Source organism: Marinomonas pollencensis (assembly GCF_003387375.1).
GTDB lineage: Bacteria > Pseudomonadota > Gammaproteobacteria > Pseudomonadales > Marinomonadaceae > Marinomonas > Marinomonas pollencensis.
Map to the genome: position 1 here is coordinate 21,903 of NZ_QUNG01000008.1, position 26,289 is coordinate 48,191.

Genomic DNA, 26,289 nt, shown 5'->3' on the forward strand with positions numbered 1-26,289 from the left:
AAGCCGCTTATTCTGCCGCTTTTGTATTGGAGATTAAGGTGCCAACGCCTTTGTCGGTTAAGATTTCCAGCAAAATAGCATGCGGTACACGGCCATCGATAATAATGGCGCTCGCGACACCTGCATTGACCGCCGATAAGGCACAGCTGATTTTAGGTAGCATGCCGCCGTAGATAGTACCATCGGCAATTAAGCCATCAACTTGAGCGGTGGATAAGCCCGTTAAGACATTGCCTTGTTTGTCTTGAACCCCTGCGATATTCGTTAGCAGCATCAATTTCTCTGCGCCCACGGCTTCTGCGACTTTACCTGCGACCAAATCGGCATTGATGTTGTAAGAGTTGCCTTCCGCGTCCACGCCGATAGGGGCAATTACAGGGATTAAATCGCTGTTCTCTAATACTTTTAACACATTTGTATCAATGCTTGCGACTTCGCCTACGTGGCCAATATCTACCTGCTCTGGCGCGCTCATGCCTTCCGCTTGGTGTTTCACAAACAGCTTCTTAGCTTGAATGAAATAGCTGTCTTTGCCGGTAAGACCAATGGCTTTACCGCCCGCCTGAGAAATCATGTTTACAATGTGTTTGTTAACTTGACCGCCAAGCACCATTTCAACCACATCCATAGTGGCAGTATCAGTGACTCGCATGCCATTAATGAATTTGGAGTCGATGCTAAGTTTGTTAAGCATGTCGCCAATTTGTGGGCCGCCGCCGTGAACCACAATAGGATTAATGCCGATGGCTTTCATAAGGACTATGTCACGGGCAAAACCTGCTTGAAGTTTTTCATCTGTCATGGCGTTGCCGCCATATTTGATTACCAGTGTTTTGCCTGCATAACGTTGAATATAAGGCAAAGATTCACTGAGTACATTGGCAACATCTAAAGCGGATTCACCTGAAAAGGCCACGGTCAAATTACTCCTGTTAAGCGATAAAACCCAGAATTTGTTGGTTAGGGTCTGGCTGGCTCAGCAAAGAGCCATTTTTATAATAATGTTAATAGGTTGCTGTGTCAGAACGATGACGGTTCAAGGCAAGTGACAAGTGTGAGCAACCACTTAGGGTAGAAATAATAACGTGATCGAAGGGGATAAACTATAAAAAAATGTATGAAAATTACGAACTTTTGACTTATGAAAGTAAATTTAATTTCGGTTTCGAAAGAAGGGTGAGAGAATCTAGAAAGCAGTGTGAGAAAAGGTGAAAAAAATTCACCTTTTCTCTTTTGAGGTCGTGCTTATTTCGTGCCGGTGTGGCCAAAGCCACCTTCGCCACGTTCGGTGCTTTCAAACTCAGTAACGATATCAAACTCGGCTTGAACAACAGGCACTAAGACAAGTTGAGCGACACGCTCACCTGGCTCGATAGTAAAGGTTGAATGGCCACGGTTCCAACAAGACACCATCAACTCACCTTGGTAGTCTGAATCAATCAGGCCGACAAGATTACCCAGTACGATACCATGCTTATGGCCTAGGCCTGAGCGCGGTAACAACACCGCAGCCAGACTAGGGTCCTGGATATAAATAGACAATCCAGTGGGTAGCAGGGTAGTGTCGCCAGGAGCGAGTTCAATGGCTTGATCCAGGCAAGCGCGTAGGTCAAGTCCAGCAGAGCCTTCTGTTGCATAAGTTGGCAATGGGATTTCCTTGCCGATTTTGTCGTTAAGGATTTTTAATTGAATAGCATGTTTCATAATCTTCACTTTATCTTGTTAATAGATATTAATGGGTGGCGTGGGTATGTTGTGCAATCAGGCTCACTAGTTCACTGGCTAACGCCGTTTTAGTGGCTTTTTCTGGTGACAAAATAGCGTCTTTAGTAATGACAGAGACTTGGTTATCGTCTTGATTAAAGCCAATGTCGGTGCGCGAGACATCGTTGGCGATAATCATATCCAGACCTTTCTTATTTAGTTTGCTTTTTGCGTATTCGATCACATTTTGGGTTTCTGCCGCAAAGCCGATGACACATTTGGCTAGATTGTTTTTGGCAACATGGGCAATGATGTCAGGGTTTTTGACCAAGGTCAGTTGCAGCTCGTCGATGTCACCCTGCTTTTTCATTTTTTGTTCAGACGCGTGCTTCATTTTAAAGTCGGCAACGGCTGCCGCGCCGATAAAAACATCCGCTTGATGCGCCATTGCGGCTGTGCACGCGGCCAACATGTCATCGGCGCTTTTGACCGAGATTAAGTGTGCTCCAGCTGGTGCTGGCAATTGTACTGGGCCACTTATTAAGGTCACGGTCGCACCACGTTCTAGGGCTGCTTGTGCTAAGGCGTAGCCCATTTTTCCTGAGCTGTGATTGCTAATAAAGCGCACCGGATCGATCGCTTCCATAGTAGGGCCCGCGGTAATAACCCAATGTTGTTTGGCTAAATCTTGAGGGCTCGCCGTTGTTTTGAAGTGGTCATTGATCGCGGCAAAAATATCGCTTGGCTCACTCATTCGCCCAGCCCCCACATCGCCACAAGCTTGAACGCCACTGGCTGGGCCAATTGTTAACACGCCACGGCCAGACAGTAAGGAAGCATTTGTTTGGGTAGCTGGGTGCTTCCACATGGCTTGGTTCATGGCGGGTGCAAGCAACACAGGCGATTCAGTGGCGAGACATAAAGTGCTTAATAAATCATTGGCCATGCCTTGGGCGTAGCGTGCCATAAAGTCAGCAGACGCCGGTGCAATCACGATTAAGTCGGCCCATTTGGCAAGCTCAATATGCCCCATGCCAGCTTCTGCATTGGGGTCTAAAAGCGTGCTGCGTACTGGGTGCCCAGAGACAGCTTGAAGCGTCATTTCTGTAACGAACGCTTTAGCGCCTTCTGTAATCACAACCTGTATATCAGCGCCGGCTTTGCTTAATAAGCGTACTAGCTCAATGCTTTTGTACGCCGCAATACCGCCAGTAATGCCTAATAAAATGCGTTTTTGCGCGAGCTTTGACATAGAAAACTTCTCAATCTGAGTGGTGGCCGAAAAGGTAAAGTATCCAATCGATAAATAACGACTAAAATAGTCATGATAGAGACAGGATGTCTCTGTTTTATTGCTGCCAAGATTAACATGGATCAAGGAGTAGATCATGAGTATTAAGCATTGGCCTGAACAAGAGAGACCTAGAGAAAAGTTGATTAAGCATGGGGCCAGCGTCTTAACCGACTCAGAGTTGTTGGCCATATTTTTACGCACCGGAACACAAGGTGTCAGTGCGGTGGAGTTGGCGCGCCAGGTGTTGCTGCAATTTGGTGGGCTACGGGCCTTATTGTCTGCCAGTCGCGAAGAGTTTTGCCAAGGCTTTGGTCTGGGCGATGCCAAATACACCCAGCTGCAAGCGGTGCTTGAAATGTCTAAACGCCATTTGCAGGAGCAATTGCAGCGAGAAACAGTTTTCACCAGCGCAGAACATGTCCGTCAGTATCTTTCTGCGCAATTAAGGCACGCCCAAAGAGAAGTGTTTGCCGTGCTGTTTTTAGACAGTCAGCACCGTTTGATTCGATATCAAGAGCTTTTTATGGGCACCATAGATGCCGCAGCAGTATATCCTCGGGAAGTGGTGAAGGCCGCGCTGCAATATAATGCGGCAGCGGTGATCGTCGCTCATAATCATCCCAGTGGTGTGGCTGAACCCAGCCAAGCGGACATTTCCATCACTGGCAGAATAAAACAGGCTCTTGATCTTGTGGATGTGCGTCTGTTGGATCACTTTGTTATAGGGGAGGGTGAACCTGTGTCGCTCGCTGAGCGCGGGGTGTTATGAAAGCGACAGGTGTTTTGCCCATTTTTGCACTATATTCGCCACGAATCGGCTTTATTTCGTGACTAACTTTGAAAAGTTGATCATTTTTTAACAAAGTATTTGCCCAGCAGAGCTGCTTATGGGAGAATGCGCGCCGCTATTCCTCGGTACGGGATATTTTTGATTCATAAGGAATCATGCTCCGCCTGAGGAAGTGAAGCACACTTCCAATAATCTTCTGGATAGCAAAAGGTATTTAATTATGTCTCGCGTATGTCAAGTTACTGGGAAACGTCCTGTTACAGGTAATAACGTTTCTCACTCAAAACGCCGTACTAAGCGTCGTTTTCTTCCTAACCTTCACTGGCACCGTTTTTGGGTCGAAGGTGAAAACCGTTACATCCGTTTACGTGTATCTTCTAAAGGTATGCGTATTATCGATAAAAAAGGCATCGAAACAGTTCTTACTGAAATTCGTGCTAACGGCGAAAAAGTATAAGGATCTGAATCATGGCTTCTAAAGGCGCTCGCGATTTAATTCGCATGGTATCTTCCGCTGGTACTGGTCACTTTTACACAACTGACAAGAACAAGCGTAATACTCCAGACAAACTAGAAATGAAAAAGTTTGATCCTGTTGTACGTAAGCATGTTATGTACAAAGAAGCGAAAATTAAATAATTTTCGATCTTTGTAAAAAGAAACCGACTCTTAGAGTCGGTTTTTTTGTATCTACTATATAGTAGAACCCATTGAACATTTGGTCAGCATTGTTTTCAGCGTGCATTTTTGCCGAGGTCCCTATGCCTGAATTACCAGAAGTAGAAACAACCCTACGTGGAATAGAACCGCATCTTGTTGAGCGAACGGTAGCTCGCATTGATGTGCGACAACCAAAGTTGCGCTGGCCGATTACGCCAGAGTTAGTGTCTGAGATGCAAGGCCAAGTGGTCACGCACCTGACACGACGGGGCAAATACATCGGTATACATACCGCAGCCGGTACCTTGATTATCCATCTTGGGATGTCGGGGAGTTTGTATTTTGTTGAGCCTGAAACGGAACCTCTGTTTCATGATCATGTGGACTTTCGCTTTGCCGGTGATGGGCCTTGGTTGAGGTATACAGACCCGCGCCGCTTTGGGGCTGTGCTATGGACTCAAGGTGACTGGCTAGAGCATGAGCTGTTAGCGCACCTTGGCCCAGAGCCTTTGTCTGAAGCGTTTAATATCGACTACCTTTATCAGAAGGCTAAAGGTCGGAAAGTTGCGATCAAAAGCTTCATTATGGACAGCAAGGTGGTTGTCGGTGTCGGTAACATCTACGCCAATGAAGCGCTTTTTATGGCAGGTATCCGCCCAACGCGCATGGCAGGGAATATTAGTAAAGCACGCTATGCTGTGTTGTTAGAGTGCATTAAAGCAGTGCTGGCAGCGGCAATAAAACAGGGCGGCACCACCTTAAAAGACTTTGTCGGAGGGGATGGTAAGCCTGGTTATTTTAAGCAAGAGCTTGCCGTTTATGGCCGTGCAAATGAAGCCTGTACCGTTTGTGGCACGGGATTAAAGGAAATAAGACAAGGTCAACGAAGTACGGTATATTGTAGCAAATGCCAAACTTGACCTGTTGGTTAAGTTTTAGGCATGTTTATTGCTGTTGTTCTTGCGAATCTTGATTAATCTAGTATCGCATTTTTGTATTTTTGGGTGCCGCTTGAAATAAGCCGTGTATCTGAACGTTGTTGTCATTGCGGTATGACATTAATCAGTTTATTTTTGACCAGTTAGGCAGCTTCATAATAAAAATTGAGCGCGCCATCATTAAAAAACATGAGAGGAATTGGAATGAAAGGTATCTTTCTTGCGACCGTAACAGCATTGGCTGTATCTGTAAGTGTGGCTCATGCTGCGGACAAGCCTGCGGTTGTCTACGATCAGGCCGGTAAATTCGATAAGTCTTTTAACGAAGGCGTATACGACGGCATTATGAAATACACAAAAGAAAGTGGTGTCAAAGTACGTGAATTTGAACCAAAGAATGAAGCGCAGGTTGAGCAGGGTTTACGCCGCTTAGCTAAACGTGGTTATTCACCAATCGTTGCAGTTGGCTTCACGATGACGTCTTCTGTTCAGAAAGTAGCGAAAGATTTCCCTAATATTCATTTCACTCTAATTGACAGTGTGGTTGATCTACCAAACGTTGAATCAATTGTCTTTAAAGAGCACGAAGGTTCTTTCCTAGTGGGCGCGCTAGCGGCAATGAAGTCTAAAACCGGTACGGTTGGCTTTATTGGCGGTATGGATATTCCTTTGGTACGTAAGTTCGGTTGTGGTTTTGAGCAAGGCGTTAAATACGTCGCGCCAAACGACACAGTGATCCAAAACATGACAGGATCAACGGGGGCAGCATTTAATGACCCTACTAAAGGTTCTGAACTGGCTAAAAGCCAATTCTCACAAGGCGCTGACGTTGTCTTTGCAGCCGCTGGCGGAACAGGCATTGGTGTTTACCAAGCCGCTGCCGATGCGGGGCATTATGCGATTGGGGTAGACTCTAACCAAAACCATTTACACCCAGGTGTCATGCTTTCCTCTATGGTAAAACGTGTTGACCAAGCAGCCTACAACACATTCAAAGAGGCCGCAGCAGGAGAGTGGAAGCCAGGTTTACAAGTGCTAGGCCTTGCTGAAGATGGTGTAGATTGGGCACTAGATGACAACAACAAGAGCTTAGTAAGTGCTGATATGGAAGCGAAATTAGCGGACATTAAAGCCAAAATCATCAGTGGTGATATTAAAGTACATGACTACATGTCAGACAGTACTTGTAACTACTAAATAATATCGGGAAACAGCCGCTCACCTTGTTGGGCGGCTGTTTTTTTGTCTTAGTGCTTCTGTGAGAGTGTTTCTGCTAAAGAAAAATGAGCAGCTGTTAGACCCTGAATAATCTAATTTTCATTGGCTAATATTGTTGAGTTTTTATCTGCGTAGCAGGCATTGATAGCCATCAAACTAAGGTAGCGATATAGGCAGGTTGAGTGTATTTTGAACAAAATGTGTTTTCACCGCCTTAACATCAAGCAGACGAATTATTATTGAGATATGACAAACAATAAAACGCCATACGCAATTGAATTGCGTGATATTAGCAAACGCTTTGGCGCCGTTCAGGCAAACAAAGATATTTGCCTACAAGTCCCAGCCGGCACGGTTCACGGTATCATTGGTGAAAACGGTGCAGGTAAATCGACTCTGATGAGTATTATTTATGGTTTTTACGAGGCAGACTCGGGCCATATAGAAGTCGATGGACAAATTGTAGATATTCGCAACTCACAAGATGCGATTAAAGCCGGCATAGGTATGGTGCATCAGCACTTTATGTTGGTTGAAAACTTCACGGTATTGGAAAACGTGATGTTGGGGGCCGAGGGTGGTGCCTTATTGCAGCAAGGTATGGATGCAGCGCGAGCCGAATTGAAACGACTTGCTCACGAATACAGTCTAGATATCGATGTGGATGCCGTTGTGGAAGAACTTCCAGTCGGTCTACAGCAGCGTGTCGAGATTCTTAAGGCCTTGTATCGTGGTGCTCGTATTTTGATTTTGGATGAGCCTACTGGGGTTCTAACACCACAAGAGGCGGATCATTTGTTCCGTATTTTGCGCTCTTTAACGGAGCAAGGTGTGACCGTTTTATTGATTACCCATAAGTTACGCGAAATTTTGGCTTCTACTACCAATGTTTCAGTAATGCGCCAAGGGGAAATGGTCGCTCATCGCGAGACCGCCAACACAGATAAAGAAGAGTTGGCTGAATTGATGGTGGGTAAGAAAGTACGCTTAAAAGTCGACAAAGACGAAGCGACTCCGGCAGAGGTCTTCTTGTCTGCCAAGCACCTGTCTCAACTTGATAGCCAAGGGGTTAAACGCCTGAAAGATGTCAGCCTAGAGCTGCGTGCTGGTGAAATATTGGGGATTGCAGGCGTTTCGGGTAATGGTCAGAGCGAGCTATTAAATGTGTTATCTGGTATTACGCCGCTGGACGAAGGTGAAATTCAATTCGCCGGTCAAACCATCACTGCCAGCGCACCGAAAAATGCCGCCGAACTACGTGATCTGAAGATGGCTCATGTGCCAGAAGATCGTCATAAAATGGGCTTAGTCACAGGCTTTGAAGCCTACGAAGCGGCGGTTTTGGGTTACCACAATTCAGATGCTTATAACGGTAAAATTCTGATGAATCGCAAAGCGATGTTGGAAGAGTGTAATAGCCGTATGGCAGCGTGGGATGTGCGACCACCGAATCCCCACCTCAAAACAGCCAACTTTTCTGGTGGTAATCAGCAAAAAATCGTTATTGCTCGTGAAGTAGAGCAAAACCCTGATGTGTTGCTGATTGGTCAACCAACCCGAGGTGTCGACATTGGCGCCATCGAAAACATTCATGAACAAATTGTAAAATTACGAGATTCTGGCAAAGCAATTTTGCTGGTATCGGTAGAGTTGGACGAAATTATGGCACTGAGTGATCGTATCCTAGTGATGTTTGACGGTGCGGTTGTCGGTGAGCTTGATGCCAAAGACGCTGATGAACGTACTCTTGGTTTGATGATGGCGAACGCCTACAACGAAGACCAAAAAGGAGCAGCGCAATGAGTCAAGCTAAGGTTCCTGTTTGGGTCAATGTTGGCCTGATTCCATTTATTAACATTGTGTTGGCCTTTTTAGTTTCTGGTTTAGTGTTTGTTGCCATTGGTCAGAACCCAATCGAAGCCGCTGGTTACTTAGTATATGGCGCGTTTGGCTATGATGAAGGGGTTGGTTACACCCTGTATTATGCGACCAACTTTATTTTTACTGGCTTAGCCGTATCGATCGCCTTTAAAGCTGGTTTGTTCAACATCGGTGGTGAGGGTCAAGCCTACATTGGTGGTTTAGGGGTTGGCCTGGTGTGTCTTTCTCTTGATCATTCCATGCCCTTTATTGTGATTATGCCATTGGCGATCATTGCTGCGGCACTGTTTGGTGCGGCGTGGGCTTATGTGCCTGCTTACCTACAAGCAAAACGTGGTAGTCACATCGTAATTACCACCATTATGTTTAACTTTATTGCCTCTTCTTTAATGGTTTACCTGATGGTGAACTGGCTTAAAGAAAAGTCAGGAATGGCACCGAATAGCCGTACTTTCGAAGAAAATGCCTGGATGCCTTATTTGCATAACATGTTGTCACCATTAGGTATTGATATCGGTGACTCGCCGTTAAATGGTGCCTTTATTCTGGCGCTGATTTGCTGTGTATTGGTGTGGGCATTAATTTGGCATACCCGTTGGGGCTATCAGTTAAGAACGCTAGGAACCAACCCGACAGCGGCGAAATACGCGGGGATTGATACCGCTAAAGTCACTATTTGGGTAATGCTTATTTCCGGTGGTTTGGCTGGTTTTGTTGGTATTAACGAAATCATGGGGGTCAATCATAGTCTACTACTGAACTTTACTGCGGGTTATGGTTTTGCCGGAATTGCTGTGTCTTTAATGGGCCGTAATCACCCAATTGGTATCGTTCTAGCTGCGGTTCTCTTTGGTGCTTTGTATCAAGGTGGCGCTGAGCTTGCCTTTGAGATCCCAACTATCACACCTGAAGTGGTGGTGGTTATTCAAGGTTTGGTGATTCTGTTCAGTGGTGCCCTAGAGCACATGTTTAAAGGTCGCATCGAAGGCTTCTTTATTCGCAGAGCTGCGGCGCAGGAGAAATAATATGTTTGATACGTTAATCATAATGTTGGATGCCACCTTACGTGTCTCCACTCCTTTGATTCTCGCCGCATTAGCCGGTTTGTACGCTGAGCGTTCTGGTATCGTGGATATCGGCTTGGAAGGTAAAATATTAGGCAGTGCTTTTGCCGCAGCAGCAGGGGCGGCGGTGTTTGGTTCTGCTTGGATTGGCCTTGCATGTGGTGTGCTGGCGTCCATCGTATTAGCACTGATACATGGCTTTGCTTGTATCACTCACCGCGGTGATCATATTGTATCGGGTGTGGCTATTAACACCATTGTGGCGGGCTTAACCGTAACCTTGGGGTTAGATTGGTTTGGTATGGGCGGACAAACGCCGACCCTGTCTGGGGACCAACGCTTCACCGAAATTACTCTGCCTTTTGCCGATGCATTACGTGATGTGCCTGTGATTGGACAGATCTATTCCAATTTGTTGAGTGGTCATAACATCATCGTTTACTTGGCGTTTTTGATGGTACCAGCGACTTACTGGATTATTTATAAAACGCGCTTTGGTTTACGCCTTCGCGCTGTGGGTGAGAACCCTCACGCGGTGGACACAGCGGGTATTTCTGTTGCTTGGATTCGTTACCGTGCTTTGATTGTATGTGGCATCTTGTGTGGTATTGCAGGCGCGTATTTGTCTACTGCACATAACGCAGGCTTCCTAAAAGACATGAGTGCTGGTAAAGGCTACATGGCGTTGGCGGCTTTGATCTTCGGTAAATGGCGTCCGGTTCCTGTGTTGTTCGCTTGTTTGTTGTTTGGTTTCTTAGACGCGGTAGCGGTGCGTTTGCAAGGGGTTGTGATCCCTGGCATGGGCGAAGTTCCGGTTCAATTGATCGAAGTATTGCCTTATGTGTTAACCGTCTTGTTACTCGCGGGCTTTATCGGTAAAGCGGTGGCGCCGAAAGCCGTGGGCCGTCCTTATGTGAAAGAGCGAGCTTAGTGATGGCTGCTGATGGACAGGCGTTTGAGCTTGCTAAGGCTGCAATGAGTAAGGCCTATGTGCCTTACTCTCAGTTTAAGGTTGGTGTGGCCATTGAAACCAGCAGTGGGCGTTATTACTCTGGTTGTAATGTTGAAAATGCCTCTTACCCTGAAGGCACATGTGCTGAAGCAGGGGCGATTGCTGCCATGGTATTAGACGGTGAAAGCCAGATTAAAAATATCTATGTAATGGGCAATGGCGCTGAGCTGGTGACCCCTTGTGGTGGTTGTCGCCAACGGATCCGTGAGTTTGCATCAGAGCAGACCCGCATCCATGTCTGCAGCAGCTCACAAGTACGCCGTACATTTACTATGGAAGAGTTATTGCCTTGCTCATTTGGACCAGAGAATCTCGCCAAATAAGCAACACAGGTAGCGCTTAGCCCTGGCACTAAGTTCGATATTAAAAACCACGCATTTGCGTGGTTTTTTATGCCTGTTAATGACCGGCTGGAAGGCGTTTGTTTACCGATAGCCAACGTGCCAACATCGGACCTGCGACCAAGACGACAAAAAAGCGCATGATTTGCATGGCCATCACGAACGCCACGTCGGCATGAGTGGACGCTGCAATAATGGCCACCGAGTCGGCGCCACCTGGGCTGGTTGCGAGAAAGGCAGTAAGAGGGTCAATATCAGCGAAGAGCACAAGCAACATGGCAAAGCCGCCATTAATAACAATTAGTGCAATAATGGCCCCCAAAACATGAGGAAAAACATGCAGTGCGTGGCGTAAGACGGCAGGTGAAAAGCGAAAGCCGATTCCCCAGCCTAGAATGCCAAAGCTAATGGCGAGATACCAATAGGGCAGTTCGATAGGAAACCAGCCTGAAAACTTCACTAGCATGCCAACGGCAATAGACAGCAACATAGCGCCACCCGGAAGGCGCAATTTGGTGCCCAGCCATACAGTCACAACACTCATCATAACGGTAATCATGAAATGATAAGGAGAGCTCGTTGCAAACCAATCTATCGGTTTGGCGGCCTCCACATTGAATAAGGTAGCGACCACCATAGCCGCAAGCGCACAACAGGCAACACGCAGATATTGCATAAAGGCGACCAAGCGCATATCGGCGCCATAGGACTCAGACATGATGGTCATAACCGAAGCGGCTCCAGGAGATGACCCCCAAATAGCGGTGGTTCCAGGTAACAATCCTGTACGGCTTAAAAGCCAGCCTAGAAGACTGGAGGCGACAATGGTTGAGCAAGTACCAAGCAGAAAGAGAGGCCACTCTTGGGTGATTTCTAAATAAATGTTAGTTGGTAAGTGTCCGGCAATCATCCAGCCAAGTGTGCCTTGGGCCATCAAGAAGAGTGGTTTAGGTAAAGCCAGTTTGGCGCCCTTTATAGTGACGAAAATACTGGCGATCATAGGGCCCAGCAGTAAAGCGGCAGGCAAGTGGAAATATTCCAATAAGCTGGCAAACACAGATGAGAGAATAAAAAGCAGGAAAAACCGCCAAGGCATTGGCCTGTTAGCTAAAGTGGCTTTTTTAATCTCGGGCGATGACATGTTTCTAATCCAAAAGATAATCATGGGAAGAGCTCGCCAAAAGCATACCTGAAATAGAAGAATAATAAGATAAGGACACAAGGAGTCACTAATCTATTCACATTTCTATAGCGGGCGAGAGTGCCGCGCTTGCTTGAAAAGCGTAAAAGATTGCGAGGAAACTGAAAAGTTATCGAGGATTCGTTTTATAAAACATAGTATTTGCTAGTATTTTCAAAGAGATACGCAAGCTTCAGACAGGCTCTAAAGCGATGGATAGAGCCCCACCATAAAGAGAGCATTATATGAACAAAATCGCGCCTATCTATTGGTTCGTATTATCCTTATTACTCACCGCCTGTTCGAGCGCACCATTAACCAAGTCGGCAGCAACTGGCTATGAGGAATCCGGAGAAGCCTCGTATTATGCGGCGAAGTATCAAGGCCGCCAAACCGCCAGTGGAGAACGTTTTAATCAAAATGCTCTTACCGCAGCGCACAAACGCTTACCATTTGGTAGCAGGGTTAAGGTAACGAATATTGCGAATGGGAAAAGCGTCATTGTTCGCATTAATGACCGTGGTCCGTTTGTTCGTGGGCGTATTATTGATCTAAGCAAGTCCGCGTTCCAGCGCATTGGGAATACTCGACACGGGGTAATTGATGTTGAAATCAGGGTGCTTAATTAAGCCTTTCGTCCTTCATGGAGGCGACCAAGGACTCTAGCCAATCCATAAAAACCGTTAGGCGTTTAGTTGGCTGACGGCGAGAGGGATACAGTAGGGAGACAGGCATAGGTTCAGCTTCGTATTGGGGTAATACCTGCAGCAAGTCTCCTTGGGCCAGCCAATCAGCGACACCAATTGCCGGAATTTGTGCTATTCCTAATCCTGACAAGCAGGCGGACAAATAGGCGTCAGTGCCATTGACCGCGATGCTGCTTGGCATGACGCATTGTTTGGCTAGGCCATTTTCCATGTATTCAAAATACGCTTTTGCATGGCCAAGAGTGTGAGAATAATCAATCAGCTTATGTTGGCAAAGGTCGCTAAGTGCTGTTGGTGTGCCATATTTTTTGACGTAGCTGGGAGACACACAATTCACGGTGCGGTATTGGGTAAGTGGTCTAGCGATAAGGCTACTGTCTTCTAATTCTCCAACACGAACCACACAATCCATGCTTTCGCGAACCAGATCAACCCGATAATCAGCACTGCTGATTTTGAGTTGGATATTAGGGTACTTGTCGAGGAAGTCAGATAAATTGGGCAGCACAATGGTTGAGGCAAAGCGACTGGGCATGTCGACCCGTAAAACCCCTCGGATATCCTCTGGCGCATGACGGAATTGGCTGTCTATGGCATCCAGTTCTGCCAGCAGGTCTAAGCATTGTGGCAGATAACGTTCGCCATCTTGGGTTAACGTCACGTTGCGTGTGCTGCGGTGTAAGAGGCGCGTTCCAAGTGCTTTTTCTAGGCCTTGAACTGAGCTGGAAATACTCGATTTGGGCAACCCTAAGGTGTCCGCTGCCTTAGTAAAACTGCCTGACTGTGCGACTAAAACAAAACGTTGCATCGCTTCAAACTTATCCATACGACCTACTTTTGTTCGTTATATCCGAACAATGATATCACTTTTAGGTGATTTATTAATCACAATCCCTCGCTTACCCTACACCAAGGTTTGGCGCCTCAGCTCAACCATCGCAAGCAACTTAATGTGTAGAGAGGAAACAGACATGAGTAAATTAGCCATTATTACTGGCGGCAGCCGAGGGTTAGGAAAAAGCAGCGCGCTGGCGTTGGCCGACGCGGGTGTGGATATTGTGCTGACTTATCATCACAACCGTGACGCCGCAGAAGCGGTTGTGGCTGAGATCAAAAACAAAGGCCAAAAGGCTTATGCCTTGTCTCTAGATACGCGAGATGTGGCGGCTTTTCCGAGTTTTATCAACACTTTAAGCCGGGTGTTGGAAGAGGAATTCGGTCGTCATGAGTTTGACTACTTGCTTAATAATGCCGGCACCGGCATACAAGCAAAAATAGAAGAAACCAGTTACGAAGGGTTAGAAGACATGTTGGCTGTCCATGTGAAAGGGCCTTATTTTATGACGCAGGCGTTGCTGCCGCTGATTAAAAACGGCGGTCATATTTTAAATGTCTCGTCTGGATTAGCGCGCTTTACCTTGCCTGGCTCGAGTGCTTATGCCATCGCAAAAGGTGGTGTAGAAGTGATGACACGTTATATGGCGAAAGAATTTGCCGCGCGACAAATTCGCGTCAATACGCTTGCTCCAGGAGCGATTGCCACTGATTTTCGTGATGGTAATGTGCGCGATAACCCTCAGATGAATAACATGGTCTCTTCTGTCACCGCGTTAGGACGTGTCGGTGAGGCCGACGATATTGGTCAGGCAGTGGCTATGCTATTTAGTGATGGCGCAGGCTGGATAACCGGGCAGCGTATTGAAGCGTCCGGCGGGATGTTTTTATAACCTAGCTGGTAAGAAGAGACTCAGATCGCGTTTAACAGAGAAGTTCTGATGCACAGTGCTTCTCTCGATAAATTCGGGCTGACAAAAACCTGTATCAAGTTTTTATATTAGAATCGAACTAGGCTCTCCTGCCCAATTGTATAGCTCTCCAAAAAGCGCTTTATGGAGTGAGCATAGATGGGAGAAGCGGTACGGAGCAGGGGTAAAATCGATGTCCGCTAATGCCAAAGTAGAAAGCGGGTTTGCTAATTCACAAAGCTGTTTTTCGTCTTTGATATGAAACTTATTAACCAGGGTGTTGGAGTTAGGGCAGGTGTACGGATCTTGTCCTACGCGATATTTGCCGACCATTATATTAGCCTAGGTATTTGGCCAAAATCTGTTCTTTTTTAGCTTTGCGTTCTGCTGCGCTAAGCGAAAATAAAGATTTATCTACAGAATAGCCTTCTAAGCGCATGCTATCGACGAAATTGTCGCCTTTTTTATTTGAGTAGGCTTGTTGTTTAGCCGTTAGGCTGAGTGTTGAACCTTGTTTCATATTGATCTCCTGAAGCTATCTCATCGTTCCAGCGTAGCCTCGTAGGTAGATGGCTTCTACGATTAGATTGGTCAGAATATGGTTAAGTTAGGAGCAAGAATGCATGGATAATTACGATACGCTTTGGGCATTTGATGTGTTTTACGAAGAAGCAAAAGCAACGAGCCGGCACTTTTTATCAGATAAGACATTGAAGTTCTGGGACTGATTGAATAGCGTTGCTTTGGGAGTCTAGGTCTCGCAAGTAGTTCATTGTTAATCTTCCCCATAATTTACAGGTCCGCCACTAATTTCTAATTGGTAATCAAATAAGCCAAATTTGCCCACTGATGGTGAACAAGTCGCAACAACTTGTACGTCTAAATCGACTCCAGGTATATTAGCTTCCTTTCTATGATGGCCACTGGCGTAACCACTCATTGTGACTTCAAAAGAGGCATCAAAATTAAAGTTATCTATTCCTAACTCAATTTCTTCAAATACCGTGTCGGTTTCAGCCATTGGTCCGGACAGTTCGTCACTACCTAAAATATCGAAGCTATTTTCATTGATGCTTTCACAAATTTTCTCAGCAAGAGCACCTTCTGATAGAAGGTCAAATGGGTAGCTTTCAATAATCCACTGTAGGTGATCGAAAAGCATTTCGCCGGACAGATCTACGTTATCTGACTCTTCATTTTTGACGACCTGATCGAGTGCTTTAGCAAGAAATGATGACTCATGATAAAGATACTTTACTTCATTCAACCTCTCATTGTTGAAGTTCTCATCATCCATCATTTCTTTAGCATCCCTATATCCAAATAGTGACGCTATTGATCTGGAAAGCCCATCAAGACTGAGAAAAATGTCATCTTCACGTAGGCTTGTTGAGAGCATCTCCATCAACTGGTAGGCAGCAGGGAAGCGAGAAGAAGCCATCGTCGCGTTTTGGACTGCGGCCTGTGTGTTAAATCGGAGCTTTTCACTCTCGTCTTGCCTTTTCTGACTCTCAAGGTCTAAACGCTCTTTTTCAGCTTGAGCAGCTTTTATATCAGCATCTGCTCTAGTGGTCTTTGTCTTCTGATCGATGTACTCTTGGATTTTATTTCTACGTTCAAGCCTCTCTTTTTCGCCTTGAAGATCGAGTCTGATTTCTTCTGCAAGGAATTCTTTTGCAGGGTTTGCTCGAAAAACTGCTTTGTTCAGCTCTTTTTGTTTATTTACTCGTTCTGTATCGAGATCAATAGCATGAGAGTGCTGCAGCAGAACTGCTCTATCCTGTAACTTCTTTACCCATAGTGATAACCAAGGCAGGGCGAAAAGGTAGGCTAATGCAATTATTCCGGGGGTAATTACCAAGTCTAAGTCAGTCCATAATAGGCTAGGGTTGGAAGTTACTGACATGTTGCTTGATAGGTCTTTAATACGTTGATCAACCTTGTCAGCTCCCCAAAACAAAAGAGCTAACTTGTCCCAGTTACAAAAACACCATGAAACAATAAATGTTCCAATGATAGGGTCCTTCACTCTGGTCTGAGTGTGCCCTTTAATAGAGGACCAAATATCATCTAATGCTTTCATCAATCTCTTGGTTTCCTATTAGTAATACACTAAAACTCTACTAAAAAGACATGCTGTTCTTTGTTCTCAGGCTTAAGCTCAGGCCTAAATATGCTTCGTGCATGATAAGCCTCTCAATTGTCTTAATTAAGTACTCAGATACTTAGACTTTTCAGCTCAATTTGTAAGGCTAATCTATCTAATTTAGGCAGACTCCTTTGATGGAATATTACTCAGTTTTATAGGTTTGACTCCTACTAACTCCAAGGTTTTTTCAACTAACTCCTTTAATATATCTGACTGTCGGTTCTCGCCCAGAATAATCCCACAACATAGTAACGAAGGCGTTGCAGGAGTTGAGCCAAAAATTTCGAAATCTCCCTGATGGAAGCTTCTGTATTTTCCACTATCGTCTGGATGAAGAATGATTAAGGAGTCAATCAATGGTTCTCGTTGACCTAATCTATGTATACCATGAAGGTATTTCATCGTAAGTGCAGGAAGGTAATCACGGAATGATCGATCGGGACTACTATACTTAGCATCCATCACAATCAGTTTGATGTTTCCGTTAGGGCGCTTGATTTGAATCACTACATCTGGAGCGCGTCTACTGTTTACCCCTTGACCTCGTCTTCGAATTGATGAATCTCTGACTGTATAAGCTTCGCTGTTTACTATTGCTTCTGGATGCTGCCTAGTATGCCCGATAGTCCAATAGTTGGGCTCACGTTCGATTTTGATTTCATTGTTGAATTGATCAATAAAGGTATTTTTAAATATCAGATGTTCAGAGCTAGGGTGCTCAATCGTTTGGCGTGCGAAGAAGCGATTAACATGATCCAAAACACGAAAGTAAGTGTAGGCTTCGAATAGCATTGGAATGCTTTCTATTGCGAATAGATTTTGAAATGCAGTCCAATCAACTTTACCTTTTTCATGCCACTTTATGATCTCTAAAAAAAGGTTCTGATATGCTGGTCTATTGATTGTTTTAGGCGTGATTATTGGCCTACTATGAATCGATCTGTTCACTGGTAGTTGTTGCTCTAATAACAACTTGAATTGTTTCAGTACCTTGATAGCTTCTTCTATCTTGCTGATTTGAGTTCCTATAAGTAACGATTTAAATCGTGTGAGCTTTTCAAAGAATGAAACGTATCCACTGGGTATAGAGGCGGCTGAGGTATATCTCCCCATTTCAGATTCCATTCGGCTTCCAAGGTTCTTAGCTGTATGTATCAATTGTTCTACAAAGCCATGTATAACCCAGTTTTCATATATGTCGGAAGTCTCATCTAACTCCGGTAGCATTAGGACATTAGCCTTATAATAATCACCATCAAAAGTAATATGGGCTTCATCAGGGCAGTCTGTCGGTTCTAAAACCGAGAGGTTTTCTAGTAGCCAACCAACAGATGAATCATCAAGATCTTCTTGTCCATTTACTGGCTTTAAACGGTGCTTTGGAACGAGACGGGTTAATGGTTTTTGTAGTATTCCCTGTATGAGCTCTTTGAATGCTGCTAGAGCATGTTCAATACGTTCAAATGTATGATTTGGAGAAATAAGCCCTTCTTCAAAACCAACGCTATGACGAGTTGCGCTGAAAGTTGAGTGTAGTGTCTCTGGTGAGACCTTAGCAAGATACTCAAACATCTGTTCAACTTTTTCGGCTTGGCTTTTAGATGCTGCGACTTGTAAAGGTTGGAATGAAACTAGCTCAATAATTTCTCCGGCGTCATTCATTAGAATGACAGAAAGCTCGGCCACGCCAAAGTAGTTCCAGAAAAGCTTACTATTCGTAGAATAGGAACCAGTAGTAGGAATCCAAGTAAGCTTAATCATTCCAGGATGCTCAGAAGGATATGTGACCTCTGAAACTGAAATACTATGTTGATAAAGTTCCAGAGATGCTGATTGATACATATCGGGTACAATCAGCTCGAACTGGATCATTTCATTCTCCAGTACTACCGGCAACTCATGCAGTAAATTTTCTGAAGTATCAGGTAGAAATTGAACTGTTCCTCGCCTGTGACCATTCAATATTTCTAATTGAAGCTTCATGTCATCTCCTTAGAAAAATGAATACGTGCCTGTAAAGTCACTGCCACTGGCTAGAATTCGCTCTAGGTGTTTGTTTGTTCTAGGAAAAGCTTTGTCTAATGCCTCTTGTAACTTAACTATTCTGTTCCTGAATTTTGAACCATATCCTTCAATGTGCGGAAGAACATGCTGGCTAATTGCAAAGTCTAGAGCTGTGTCAGCATCCATTAACTCGTTGTTGATAGCTGCGGCACAATAGTTAGCAATTGCTGCGCGTTTCCTATGAGAAATAGAGATAGGTTGGCCAAGTTCAGGGTCTCGAGCACCAAGAATAGAAATTAGATTATCGAGAATAGTTTTGTGAGTGCCGGAAAGCTCTGCATCATCGCTTCTACCAAAGAATTTCTCGAATAATGTGTAGTTTAATGTTCCATCTAATGTAATGCTTCCAGTCTCAAATCCATAATCTAGATCATCTTCGTGATCAATTGAGATCACTGGGACCCTATCAATAAAACGAGGTGATAGTCTTTCAGTAGTTGAATCATGGTTGATCGTAGCGATAAAACGGACATTTTCGCGAACTTGAAGGAAGCGGTCTTCTTCGTGAGGTATACCTGTATCAATAGGGCGTCTTCGTCCTTCGTAATCACACATGCCTAAGAAATCAGACCAATAATGCTCCATCGGTGATAAGTTGCTTTCGTCGAGAAGAACCATTTGTAGCGCTCTTGAACCTTCATCTTCACGACGTAAGAAGTCGTATAGGCCTGTACGTGCTCTTTGATACATGCCAGTTAAAGAGTTGTGGAATCCTAAAATATCTCGAGATGATACCCAACCTCGTGAAACCGGCATATAGAGAAAATTTTTCTTTTCGTCTGGCGACCCCAATTTGAGAGCTTGAGCAAGTCTAATGACCGTTGAGGTTTTTCCTACACCAGGAGAACCAGCCAAGACGGTTAAGAATGACTGAGTGATGCTGATCATTATGTTGCTAAGTTCTGTTCTAGAGAACGACTTCCCATTATCCCACTCTAGATAGCTTCCAACTCTATCAATCAAATCTATAGCATTGGATGGAGGTGAGTTCGTGAACTCTACATTGGTATAGTCGAAACGGGCTTCTTGTGTTACATCACCACCTTTCAGAACCTTTCCGATTACGTGATATTCGCCAATACGCTTGGAAAGCTCAGCTGTATTTTGAAGTTGGTCTTGGTAACCTTTAGCCGCAGCCTCTAATACTTTGTTACTTTCCTCTAGATAAATTTTCTTTCTATTTAATTCATCAGACTCACATGCGATTTCTAGTTTCTCTCCTATTTTTGCCAACTCATTCGAACGCTGCTCCTTTTCCTTTTCCAATATGCTGATTTTGTCTTGCAGCTCTTGTTCCCTGCTACGCATACGAGCCTGAATTTCTTCATCAGCTTCGTTGTTTATTTCTTGGATCCGCTTCTCCGCTTCTTGCTTCTCTCTTTCAATCTTGTTGTTAATTTGAATTAACTCGTTCTCTTTGGAAGTAATCTGACCTTCGATCTTATGTAGAGTTTGTTTGAGTTCATCTTCTTGTCTCTCAATATCTTCTTTAAAGGAAGAGAGTTGTTTGCTTAGTAGGTTGCCTTGATTATCCTCTACGTAATCATTAAGAAAGCGTTCACCTTGTGCTGTAGCGAAGTAATCTCGCACGACTTGATATCCAATATCGCTTTCGTTTAGATACCTATCTAGTATAGATTTCAGTCGCTCTAGACGTTCATCTTTTGTGTTGTAACTCCGTCTCATCTTCTCAAAATCCGCGATAGCACCAGCTAACCGTTCTGCTTCTTTACGAGACAATGTTTTTACGTTTCGGCCTACCTTCAAACCATTGAAATGTCTAATTAGTTTGCGGTCTGACATGAAGTCTATGGCAGAGTGATTATGATTGGCGAGATCGTTCGCAGATGAGATAAAGTGGAACTTTTGTCCATGGATGACTAGAGGAAATAATATGTTGTTCAGTTCACTCGCAATAAAAACACCAAGGTTATCTGCACCATACGAGAGTTTAGGGGTTGCAACAGCTTCCATGACTTGATGGGATTCTTCAGGTATGGTTGCTGCTTGGGCAGGGCCATATAGTTTATTTTGTTCTTCATCGAAAAGAAAAAACATTCCCCGTGGAGCTTTAACTGTCTCAGGGAGCTGTCCAGTTTCAATTGGTGGGAGTTTACATGCGATGACAGGAAGTAAGGTGTTTGGTGGAAGTGACGTTGCATCACGTCCAAAGCCCCAATAGCGATCTATACCATCGTTTTCTGTTTTTGCTTCATCCTTCCGGTATTCTTTCAGAATGAAAAGAGCATTATCTTCATAAGCATTATCTAATGTGCTGTAGCCTTTAGATATGAGTATTCCTGTAGGGAAGCGAGATGAATCAAGCTTAATGAATTTACCCTGACTATCGATCCCTAGCACTGGTCTAACTATCCCTTGTTCATCATTTATAGCTCTATCCTTGTAAACTACTAGCTGCTCTGAATTGTCCATTATAGTCTTTCCATTTTATGCGTATGTTATATAAGACGATGTAAACATCTTTTATCTAAAGGTGATTCTGATGAGAATACATGTATTTTTGAAAAGAGCATATGCGATTAATCCTCTAAATCTTTAACTTACAAGGTTTATATTACTGAAATAGAGTGATTTCGGTAACAGAATTGAGGGAGAATCGGTACTGAGATGTAAATTGCCAGTAGTAAGCTAGATATCTCGAAACTGATATGCAAATGAGGCGCACTGTCAATCACCAACTTTATTGCAAATCACCACTCAGACCTCTTGCGTCACTCCTTTGAAATCTATATTGTACTAGTACATGAATACGTAGCCCTTTTTATAAGAGTCATTAGAGACGCATCCTATGAAGGACTTGGTCCAATTTTTATCCGAAGTTGATGATGCCGCTGAGTTAGAAAAGCGTTTGACCGTGTTGCTGACGCCGAATGAGATCAGTGAAATGGCGCGTCGCTTGAAAATTATCGCTTTGTTAGACGAAGGTGTGCCGCAGCGGGACATCGCGAAACAGTTAGGTGTGGGCATTGCCACCGTTACCCGTGGCTCCCGTGCATTGAAGGAATTAAAAGAATCATGAGTACAACCTCGAAAAGACCTGAGCGTATTACGCTGCCGCGCAAGCCGAAGTACATTACCATCAGCGCAGATTGTGACTTTTTTGCCTTGTTTAAAACGGTCGAGAAGCAATTTGATAACTGCTTTATGTTGGAATCCCTTGGCGAAGAGAGCTTTATTTCCCGCCATTCGATCATTGGTTTTGACCCTGAGAAATTGATCTGGGCCGAAGGCAAACAGCTGTTTATTCAAGAGCGTGATGGCACGACTGAGTCCTACGAATCTGAGAACCCATACTATTTGTTACGCGACATTGTGCCGCAGAATATTTTGTCGCGCGGTTTCGCTGGTGGTCTGACCGGTTATCTTGGTTATGACAGTATGAACTACTTTGAGCCAAGCTTGGATCTGCAATCGAGCGAGATGTTTGATGCCTTCCGTTTTGGCCTGTACAAAGACGGTCTCATCTACGACAAGATGACGGGTGAGGTGGTTTATTTCTACTACGAAGATGGTCAAGAGGGCGCCAACCGTGTAGCTCTAGTGAACCAGATGATGGCAGAAGAAACACCAGAAAACGGCCCATTTGTGGTGACGCCAGCGGGTGAATCTATGTCGAAATCTGACCACGCCGATGCCGTTGCAAAAGTGAAGCAAGACATAGTCGACGGCAAAATCTTCCAGTGTGAAGTGGGCTTCAAAATGTGGTTCAACATGGAAGGCGACACCATTAACTTGTATGAGCAACTGCGTGAAGTGAACCCTTCTCCACAGATGTATTACATCAAGTTTGGTGAGCAGAAGGTTATTGGTGCCAGCCCTGAGCTGTTGTTCCGAGTACGCCAAGGGGAAATGGAAACCTTCCCGCTGGCGGGTACGGCAAAGCGTGGCGTTGACGAGAAAGAAGACGTAGCCTTGGCGCGCGCTTTGTTGAACGACCCGAAAGAAATTGCCGAGCATAATATGATCGTCGATCTGCATCGCAACGACATTGGCCGCGTGGCGCGTTTTGGTACGGTAAAAGTTCGCAGCCTGATGGACATTAAACGTTTTAGCCATGTTCAGCACATTTCCAGTGAGATTGTCGGTATTATGGCAGAAGATCACGACATGTTTTCGGCATTGGCTAGCAACTTCCCGGCGGGCACCTTAACCGGTGCACCCAAGATTGAAGCAATGAAGATCATCGACGACTTGGAAAATGACGGTCGTGGCCCTTACGGTGGTGCAGTGGGGCAGTTTTCTTTCAATGGCGATTGCATGTTTGCGATTCCGATTCGTACGGTGTTTGCTAACGGTGAAAAAGCCTACGTTCAGACCTGTGGTGGCAATGTTTATGATTCCAATGCAGAAGATGAATACGAAGAAATCCAACGTAAGTTTGCTGGCACGCGTCGAGTGTTAGAAAGCTTTGCAGCCAATGCCGGACAAGATGCAGGTCAGGAGTAACACAGATGAAAGTATACATTATTGATAACTACGACTCCTTTACCTACAACCTGTATCAGTTTATTGGTGAAGTGCTAGAAACGGAGCAAAGCAAAGGCACTGTGTCGAATTTTGAGGTGATCGTTAAGCGTAACGATGAGGTTACGTTAGACGACATTCGTCGCGCGGCGCCAGACCGTATTATCATTTCACCAGGGCCAGGTTCTCCAGATGATAAAGCCTATTTTGGTATCTGTGCTGATGTGATTCTAGAATTTGGCAAAACCATCCCATTAATGGGAGTGTGTCTTGGCATGCAGGGTATTTGTCATGTGTTTGGTGGCAAGGTAGTGAAAGCGCCCTTGCCAATGCACGGTAAAACCAGCCCTATTGCGCACAATGGCGAAGGTATCTTCCATGATATTCCTGACCAGTTAGAAGTGATGCGCTATCACTCTTTGATCGCAGAAGCAGAGAGCTTTCCTGAAGCATTAGAAGTGACAGCGACAGTGGGTGATTTACAGCCAGCCGATTTCAATAATATCTCGGCGATTCACCGAGGTGGTGATTTTGAATTAATGGGTGTGCGCCATAAAGAATATCCGATTCAAGGTATTCAGTTTCATCCAGAATCCTTCGCCACAGAGGGCGGCAAAGATTTGATTAAGAACTTCCTGTTTCAAGCCTAATAGGGCTTGTCGGAGGCACTGACATCCAATCAAAGGCTGAGCATTTGCTCGGCCTTTTTTGTTTCCTAGCCTCGTTTTGGAGCCTGTATGCTAGCCCGCCATTTTGGCTTTTAGCCATTGCCACGCGAGCCCTAAATACTCATAAAATGCCCGCTGGGATTTGTAGTTTTCAGAAGCACCTATGCGCCATTCTGTTCGGGAGTCACTTAAACGAAAGGCTGGGGCGGGCATTGCCGTGATGCCCGTTTGTTGGAAAAAACCAAGAGCGCGTTTTAAATGGGAGGCTTCGCTGACCAGCGCGACGCGTTTCCCGATTAGTTTCGATGCCATGGCATTGGCTTCCGCTTCCGTGTCTTTTGGTTTTGGAAACATGACTATTCTGCTTGGTTTTGTTCCTAACTCTATTGCCGCATCGTGCATAATTTTGGCGTGGCCTGCAAAGCCTGAAACAAACAACTGAGCGTCTGGGTTGGCTTTTAAAATCCGCAACCCTTCTTCAAGGCGGTAAATAGCACTTCTTCCTAGCTGCATCACGGCAGGGTCATTAGGGTAAGTCTGGTGGGCGCTGCCCAAAACGACCACCACATCCACCGTTTGTTGGGTGTTAAAAACTGGGTAGCTATTTTCCAAGGGCGCAATCAGGCGGTTGGCAACAGGGTCAAAGCTGGTCAAACCTAAGAGAGCAATGGCCGCCACCAATAAGCCTTTGGCCGTTTTGGGTTTTGATGCCATGAAAAGCAAGCCAAGTAAGATAAAAATAAGCGACAATGGAATAGGCATAAGCGCCATGCCAATGAGTTTTTTGAGGGTGAAGAGGCTGATGTCCATGGTCAACGAGATCCTTTTGATAAAAGCGACAGAATACCTTGTTTACGTGTCGAGATATAATGCTAAGGCGTCGACCAAAAGGGCGCCTTTAGGGAGGATTGAACGCTATGAACAACCCCAGTCATTTAAAGCCCTTAAGCATAGTGCCAGTCCCACAGGAAGTCGATTGGTGGCTACCAAGGCATGAGCAAAAATTGGCTGAGAAAAACGCCATGGAAAGCGTGGATCTCGTATTTTTAGGCGATTCCATTACCCAGGGTTGGGAAGACGTGGGGGGCGATGTATGGGCGGAGTATTATGCGCCTTTAAATGCCTTAAACTTGGGCTTTAATGGTGATCGTACCGAGCATCTGCTTTGGCGCTTACATCATGGTGCGGTGGATGATATTGCGCCCAAGTTATTGGTGTTGTTGATTGGTACTAATAACACAGGGCACAGACAAGACGCCCCTGAAGAAACGGCGTTTGCTATTCAACAAATTGTCAGTCTATTACGCAGTAAGCTGCCTCAGACCAAGATATTGTTATTAGGGATCTTTCCTAGAAGCGCTAAACCTACCCAGAGATTACGTCTATTGAATAATGAAGTGAATCGTTTAATAGCCACCTATGATGATGGGGACAGTTTGCGTTATCTTGATATTGGTGACTGCTTTGTCGATGAGGAAGGTCGAGTGCGTCCCGAGATAATGTCAGATTACTTGCATCTAAACGCCTCTCAGTACCGAGTCTGGGCGCATGCCATCGCGGCTTATGTTTCCTTGTATTGTTAGTGGCAGATGGGGAAGCTCCGTCATGGATGGGTGGGGAAAATGACAAGGAAATACCTTAATTGGTCATAATTACTAAATGTTTTGTTAATAAAGGCGTGATAATATTTGGATTATTAATTTTTAATATATTTTATCTCTGAGGGAGTAATCCATATGATTCGCCATATACTATTTATTCAATTTAAAGACGAAGCAAATTCCGCTGATGTGACGCGCTGTCTTGAAAACATTGCTGGACTAAAAGACAAAATCGATGGTATCGAAGGTGTTGAGTGGGGGGAAAATAACAGCCCTGTAGGGTTTAAAAATTACACACATTGTGTGTTGATGACCTTTATCGACGAAGCGGCTCGTGATGCATACCTTCCTCACCCTGTGCATCAAGCTTTGGTAAACGACGAGTTAATGCCTATCTTAGAAGATGTGGTGATGTTGGATTTCGAAGTCTAAAGCAGCTTACTGTTTTTACTTCAAAAAAGGCCAGGACTCTTACGAATGCTGGCCTTTTTTGTTGCTTATAAAAAGCAGAACTAAACAGAGTACAACCAAAAATAAGCAGCACTTGCGACAAGAACAACAGTCATAATAAGAACTCCAAAAGGGTCAATAATGTGTCAGGTTTTGAATTGTTTTTAGTATAAATCCCTTGATGGTACGAATCTATAAAACGAGCTTTGAATCAATAATTGGTCCAATTGTTTGAATCAAATATGCGGAATGTAAGATATAAATGCATTTTATAGTCGAATTCGCAAATAGATGTGCTTTTTTTTAGGCCGCTTTAACAGTGTTGAAGAATTGAGGCG

The 26,289-nt window shown here is 44.8% G+C and carries 26 protein-coding genes; 16 read left to right on the forward strand and 10 right to left on the reverse strand.

Features of this window, described 5'->3' with window-relative positions; all coding sequences use genetic code 11:
* Positions 1 to 7 precede the first annotated feature (7 nt).
* The 3 genes from argB to coaBC all read right to left on the reverse strand — a co-directional run bounded on the left by argB (position 8) and on the right by coaBC (position 2,956).
* The gene (gene argB / locus DFP81_RS12145; protein ID WP_115898058.1) at positions 8 to 916 is read right to left on the reverse strand and encodes an acetylglutamate kinase; all 909 of its coding nucleotides are present in this window, start codon (positions 914 to 916) and stop codon (positions 8 to 10) included.
* Positions 917 to 1,245: 329 nt separating this feature from the next.
* Positions 1,246 to 1,704: a dUTP diphosphatase gene (gene dut / locus DFP81_RS12150; protein WP_115898060.1), complete on the reverse strand. Its 459-nt coding sequence runs from the start codon at positions 1,702 to 1,704 to the stop codon at positions 1,246 to 1,248.
* A 28-nt stretch (positions 1,705 to 1,732) separates the two neighbouring features.
* Positions 1,733 to 2,956 carry a bifunctional phosphopantothenoylcysteine decarboxylase/phosphopantothenate--cysteine ligase CoaBC gene (gene coaBC / locus DFP81_RS12155; protein WP_115898272.1) on the reverse strand — a complete coding sequence of 408 codons (1,224 nt, stop codon included), beginning with the start codon at positions 2,954 to 2,956 and terminating at the stop codon, positions 1,733 to 1,735.
* A 136-nt stretch (positions 2,957 to 3,092) separates the two neighbouring features.
* Between coaBC and radC the strand changes: the two genes are divergently transcribed.
* The 9 genes from radC (at position 3,093) to cdd (ending at position 10,884) form a co-directional block, all read left to right on the forward strand.
* On the forward strand, positions 3,093 to 3,767 hold the full coding sequence (gene radC / locus DFP81_RS12160; protein ID WP_115898062.1) for a RadC family protein: 675 nt from the start codon (positions 3,093 to 3,095) through the stop codon (positions 3,765 to 3,767).
* Between the two features lie 241 nt (positions 3,768 to 4,008).
* Positions 4,009 to 4,245, forward strand: a complete 237-nt coding sequence (gene rpmB, locus DFP81_RS12165; protein ID WP_115898063.1) for a 50S ribosomal protein L28 — start codon at positions 4,009 to 4,011, stop codon at positions 4,243 to 4,245.
* Between the two features lie 11 nt (positions 4,246 to 4,256).
* Entirely contained in the window at positions 4,257 to 4,427 is a 171-nt protein-coding gene (gene rpmG / locus DFP81_RS12170; RefSeq protein WP_011978459.1) for a 50S ribosomal protein L33, read from the forward strand.
* Between the two features lie 122 nt (positions 4,428 to 4,549).
* Positions 4,550 to 5,368, forward strand: coding sequence for a bifunctional DNA-formamidopyrimidine glycosylase/DNA-(apurinic or apyrimidinic site) lyase (mutM, locus tag DFP81_RS12175; RefSeq protein ID WP_115898273.1), 819 nt, complete (start codon positions 4,550 to 4,552; stop codon positions 5,366 to 5,368).
* 222 nt (positions 5,369 to 5,590) lie between these two features.
* Positions 5,591 to 6,583 carry a BMP family lipoprotein gene (locus tag DFP81_RS12180; protein ID WP_115898065.1) on the forward strand — a complete coding sequence of 331 codons (993 nt, stop codon included), beginning with the start codon at positions 5,591 to 5,593 and terminating at the stop codon, positions 6,581 to 6,583.
* A 267-nt stretch (positions 6,584 to 6,850) separates the two neighbouring features.
* The gene (locus tag DFP81_RS12185) at positions 6,851 to 8,407 is read left to right on the forward strand and encodes an ABC transporter ATP-binding protein (RefSeq protein ID WP_115898066.1); all 1,557 of its coding nucleotides are present in this window, start codon (positions 6,851 to 6,853) and stop codon (positions 8,405 to 8,407) included.
* Positions 8,404 to 9,510, forward strand: a complete 1,107-nt coding sequence (locus DFP81_RS12190; protein WP_115898068.1) for an ABC transporter permease — start codon at positions 8,404 to 8,406, stop codon at positions 9,508 to 9,510. Before DFP81_RS12185 ends, DFP81_RS12190 begins: the two co-directional genes overlap by 4 nt.
* A gap of 1 nt (position 9,511) precedes the next feature.
* Entirely contained in the window at positions 9,512 to 10,480 is a 969-nt protein-coding gene (locus DFP81_RS12195; protein WP_115898070.1) for an ABC transporter permease, read from the forward strand.
* Between the two features lie 2 nt (positions 10,481 to 10,482).
* Complete coding sequence (cdd, locus tag DFP81_RS12200; RefSeq protein WP_115898072.1) at positions 10,483 to 10,884, forward strand: cytidine deaminase; 402 nt, start codon at positions 10,483 to 10,485, stop codon at positions 10,882 to 10,884.
* 76 nt (positions 10,885 to 10,960) lie between these two features.
* On the opposite strand, the gene DFP81_RS12205 is transcribed toward cdd, so the two are convergent.
* On the reverse strand, positions 10,961 to 12,043 hold the full coding sequence (locus DFP81_RS12205; protein ID WP_181903088.1) for an AbrB family transcriptional regulator: 1,083 nt from the start codon (positions 12,041 to 12,043) through the stop codon (positions 10,961 to 10,963).
* A 284-nt stretch (positions 12,044 to 12,327) separates the two neighbouring features.
* Between DFP81_RS12205 and DFP81_RS12210 the strand changes: the two genes are divergently transcribed.
* Positions 12,328 to 12,711 (forward strand): septal ring lytic transglycosylase RlpA family protein, encoded by a 384-nt coding sequence (locus tag DFP81_RS12210; protein ID WP_115898074.1) that lies wholly within the window; start codon positions 12,328 to 12,330, stop codon positions 12,709 to 12,711.
* Here the strand turns inward: DFP81_RS12210 and DFP81_RS12215 are convergent.
* Entirely contained in the window at positions 12,704 to 13,615 is a 912-nt protein-coding gene (locus DFP81_RS12215) for a LysR family transcriptional regulator (RefSeq protein ID WP_115898075.1), read from the reverse strand. The two genes, DFP81_RS12210 and DFP81_RS12215, sit on opposite strands and share 8 nt — an antisense overlap.
* 145 nt (positions 13,616 to 13,760) lie before the next feature.
* Here DFP81_RS12215 and DFP81_RS12220 point away from each other — a divergent pair, with 145 nt between their 5' ends.
* The gene (locus DFP81_RS12220; protein ID WP_115898077.1) at positions 13,761 to 14,516 is read left to right on the forward strand and encodes an SDR family NAD(P)-dependent oxidoreductase; all 756 of its coding nucleotides are present in this window, start codon (positions 13,761 to 13,763) and stop codon (positions 14,514 to 14,516) included.
* A 355-nt stretch (positions 14,517 to 14,871) separates the two neighbouring features.
* On the opposite strand, the gene DFP81_RS12225 is transcribed toward DFP81_RS12220, so the two are convergent.
* The 4 genes from DFP81_RS12225 to DFP81_RS12240 form a co-directional block, all read right to left on the reverse strand.
* Positions 14,872 to 15,054, reverse strand: coding sequence for a YhfG family protein (locus DFP81_RS12225; RefSeq protein ID WP_115898078.1), 183 nt, complete (start codon positions 15,052 to 15,054; stop codon positions 14,872 to 14,874).
* Positions 15,055 to 15,309: 255 nt separating this feature from the next.
* A complete protein-coding gene (locus DFP81_RS12230) occupies positions 15,310 to 16,617 on the reverse strand; it encodes a cell envelope integrity TolA family protein (protein WP_115898080.1) in 1,308 nt (435 codons plus the stop codon).
* Between the two features lie 183 nt (positions 16,618 to 16,800).
* Positions 16,801 to 18,666, reverse strand: a complete 1,866-nt coding sequence (locus DFP81_RS12235) for a DUF2357 domain-containing protein (protein WP_115898082.1) — start codon at positions 18,664 to 18,666, stop codon at positions 16,801 to 16,803.
* 9 nt (positions 18,667 to 18,675) lie between these two features.
* Entirely contained in the window at positions 18,676 to 21,180 is a 2,505-nt protein-coding gene (locus tag DFP81_RS12240) for an AAA family ATPase (RefSeq protein ID WP_115898084.1), read from the reverse strand.
* A gap of 376 nt (positions 21,181 to 21,556) precedes the next feature.
* Between DFP81_RS12240 and DFP81_RS12245 the strand changes: the two genes are divergently transcribed.
* From DFP81_RS12245 to DFP81_RS12255, 3 genes are read left to right on the forward strand one after another with little or no spacing between them, the layout of a single operon-like run.
* Positions 21,557 to 21,787: a Trp family transcriptional regulator gene (locus tag DFP81_RS12245; RefSeq protein WP_115898086.1), complete on the forward strand. Its 231-nt coding sequence runs from the start codon at positions 21,557 to 21,559 to the stop codon at positions 21,785 to 21,787.
* The gene (locus DFP81_RS12250) at positions 21,784 to 23,214 is read left to right on the forward strand and encodes an anthranilate synthase component I family protein (RefSeq protein ID WP_115898113.1); all 1,431 of its coding nucleotides are present in this window, start codon (positions 21,784 to 21,786) and stop codon (positions 23,212 to 23,214) included. Before DFP81_RS12245 ends, DFP81_RS12250 begins: the two co-directional genes overlap by 4 nt.
* A gap of 5 nt (positions 23,215 to 23,219) precedes the next feature.
* Positions 23,220 to 23,882 (forward strand): anthranilate synthase component II, encoded by a 663-nt coding sequence (locus DFP81_RS12255; RefSeq protein WP_115898115.1) that lies wholly within the window; start codon positions 23,220 to 23,222, stop codon positions 23,880 to 23,882.
* 90 nt (positions 23,883 to 23,972) lie between these two features.
* Here the strand turns inward: DFP81_RS12255 and DFP81_RS12260 are convergent, their stop codons facing one another.
* Positions 23,973 to 24,710, reverse strand: a complete 738-nt coding sequence (locus DFP81_RS12260) for an ElyC/SanA/YdcF family protein (RefSeq protein ID WP_115898117.1) — start codon at positions 24,708 to 24,710, stop codon at positions 23,973 to 23,975.
* Between the two features lie 107 nt (positions 24,711 to 24,817).
* Here DFP81_RS12260 and DFP81_RS12265 point away from each other — a divergent pair, with 107 nt between their 5' ends.
* Positions 24,818 to 25,483 carry a GDSL-type esterase/lipase family protein gene (locus DFP81_RS12265; protein WP_115898119.1) on the forward strand — a complete coding sequence of 222 codons (666 nt, stop codon included), beginning with the start codon at positions 24,818 to 24,820 and terminating at the stop codon, positions 25,481 to 25,483.
* 153 nt (positions 25,484 to 25,636) lie between these two features.
* Positions 25,637 to 25,933, forward strand: coding sequence for a Dabb family protein (locus tag DFP81_RS12270; RefSeq protein ID WP_115898121.1), 297 nt, complete (start codon positions 25,637 to 25,639; stop codon positions 25,931 to 25,933).
* The last annotated feature ends 356 nt before the right edge of the window (positions 25,934 to 26,289 follow it).

Coding starts and splice junctions, on each gene's coding strand:
- DFP81_RS12265 (WP_115898119.1), top strand. CDS start 24,818: ATGAACAACCCCAGTCATTTAAAGCCCTTAAGCATAGTGCCAGTCCCA.
- rpmB (WP_115898063.1), top strand. CDS start 4,009: ATGTCTCGCGTATGTCAAGTTACTGGGAAACGTCCTGTTACAGGTAAT.
- DFP81_RS12220 (WP_115898077.1), top strand. CDS start 13,761: ATGAGTAAATTAGCCATTATTACTGGCGGCAGCCGAGGGTTAGGAAAA.
- DFP81_RS12235 (WP_115898082.1), bottom strand. CDS start 18,666: ATGAAGCTTCAATTAGAAATATTGAATGGTCACAGGCGAGGAACAGTT.
- DFP81_RS12195 (WP_115898070.1), top strand. CDS start 9,512: ATGTTTGATACGTTAATCATAATGTTGGATGCCACCTTACGTGTCTCC.
- DFP81_RS12180 (WP_115898065.1), top strand. CDS start 5,591: ATGAAAGGTATCTTTCTTGCGACCGTAACAGCATTGGCTGTATCTGTA.
- DFP81_RS12210 (WP_115898074.1), top strand. CDS start 12,328: ATGAACAAAATCGCGCCTATCTATTGGTTCGTATTATCCTTATTACTC.
- dut (WP_115898060.1), bottom strand. CDS start 1,704: ATGAAACATGCTATTCAATTAAAAATCCTTAACGACAAAATCGGCAAG.
- radC (WP_115898062.1), top strand. CDS start 3,093: ATGAGTATTAAGCATTGGCCTGAACAAGAGAGACCTAGAGAAAAGTTG.
- mutM (WP_115898273.1), top strand. CDS start 4,550: ATGCCTGAATTACCAGAAGTAGAAACAACCCTACGTGGAATAGAACCG.
- DFP81_RS12250 (WP_115898113.1), top strand. CDS start 21,784: ATGAGTACAACCTCGAAAAGACCTGAGCGTATTACGCTGCCGCGCAAG.
- DFP81_RS12245 (WP_115898086.1), top strand. CDS start 21,557: ATGAAGGACTTGGTCCAATTTTTATCCGAAGTTGATGATGCCGCTGAG.
- coaBC (WP_115898272.1), bottom strand. CDS start 2,956: ATGTCAAAGCTCGCGCAAAAACGCATTTTATTAGGCATTACTGGCGGT.
- DFP81_RS12225 (WP_115898078.1), bottom strand. CDS start 15,054: ATGAAACAAGGTTCAACACTCAGCCTAACGGCTAAACAACAAGCCTAC.
- DFP81_RS12215 (WP_115898075.1), bottom strand. CDS start 13,615: ATGGATAAGTTTGAAGCGATGCAACGTTTTGTTTTAGTCGCACAGTCA.
- DFP81_RS12255 (WP_115898115.1), top strand. CDS start 23,220: ATGAAAGTATACATTATTGATAACTACGACTCCTTTACCTACAACCTG.
- DFP81_RS12240 (WP_115898084.1), bottom strand. CDS start 21,180: ATGGACAATTCAGAGCAGCTAGTAGTTTACAAGGATAGAGCTATAAAT.
- DFP81_RS12185 (WP_115898066.1), top strand. CDS start 6,851: ATGACAAACAATAAAACGCCATACGCAATTGAATTGCGTGATATTAGC.
- rpmG (WP_011978459.1), top strand. CDS start 4,257: ATGGCTTCTAAAGGCGCTCGCGATTTAATTCGCATGGTATCTTCCGCT.
- DFP81_RS12230 (WP_115898080.1), bottom strand. CDS start 16,617: ATGAAAGCATTAGATGATATTTGGTCCTCTATTAAAGGGCACACTCAG.
- DFP81_RS12260 (WP_115898117.1), bottom strand. CDS start 24,710: ATGGACATCAGCCTCTTCACCCTCAAAAAACTCATTGGCATGGCGCTT.
- cdd (WP_115898072.1), top strand. CDS start 10,483: ATGGCTGCTGATGGACAGGCGTTTGAGCTTGCTAAGGCTGCAATGAGT.
- DFP81_RS12205 (WP_181903088.1), bottom strand. CDS start 12,043: ATGTCATCGCCCGAGATTAAAAAAGCCACTTTAGCTAACAGGCCAATG.
- DFP81_RS12190 (WP_115898068.1), top strand. CDS start 8,404: ATGAGTCAAGCTAAGGTTCCTGTTTGGGTCAATGTTGGCCTGATTCCA.
- DFP81_RS12270 (WP_115898121.1), top strand. CDS start 25,637: ATGATTCGCCATATACTATTTATTCAATTTAAAGACGAAGCAAATTCC.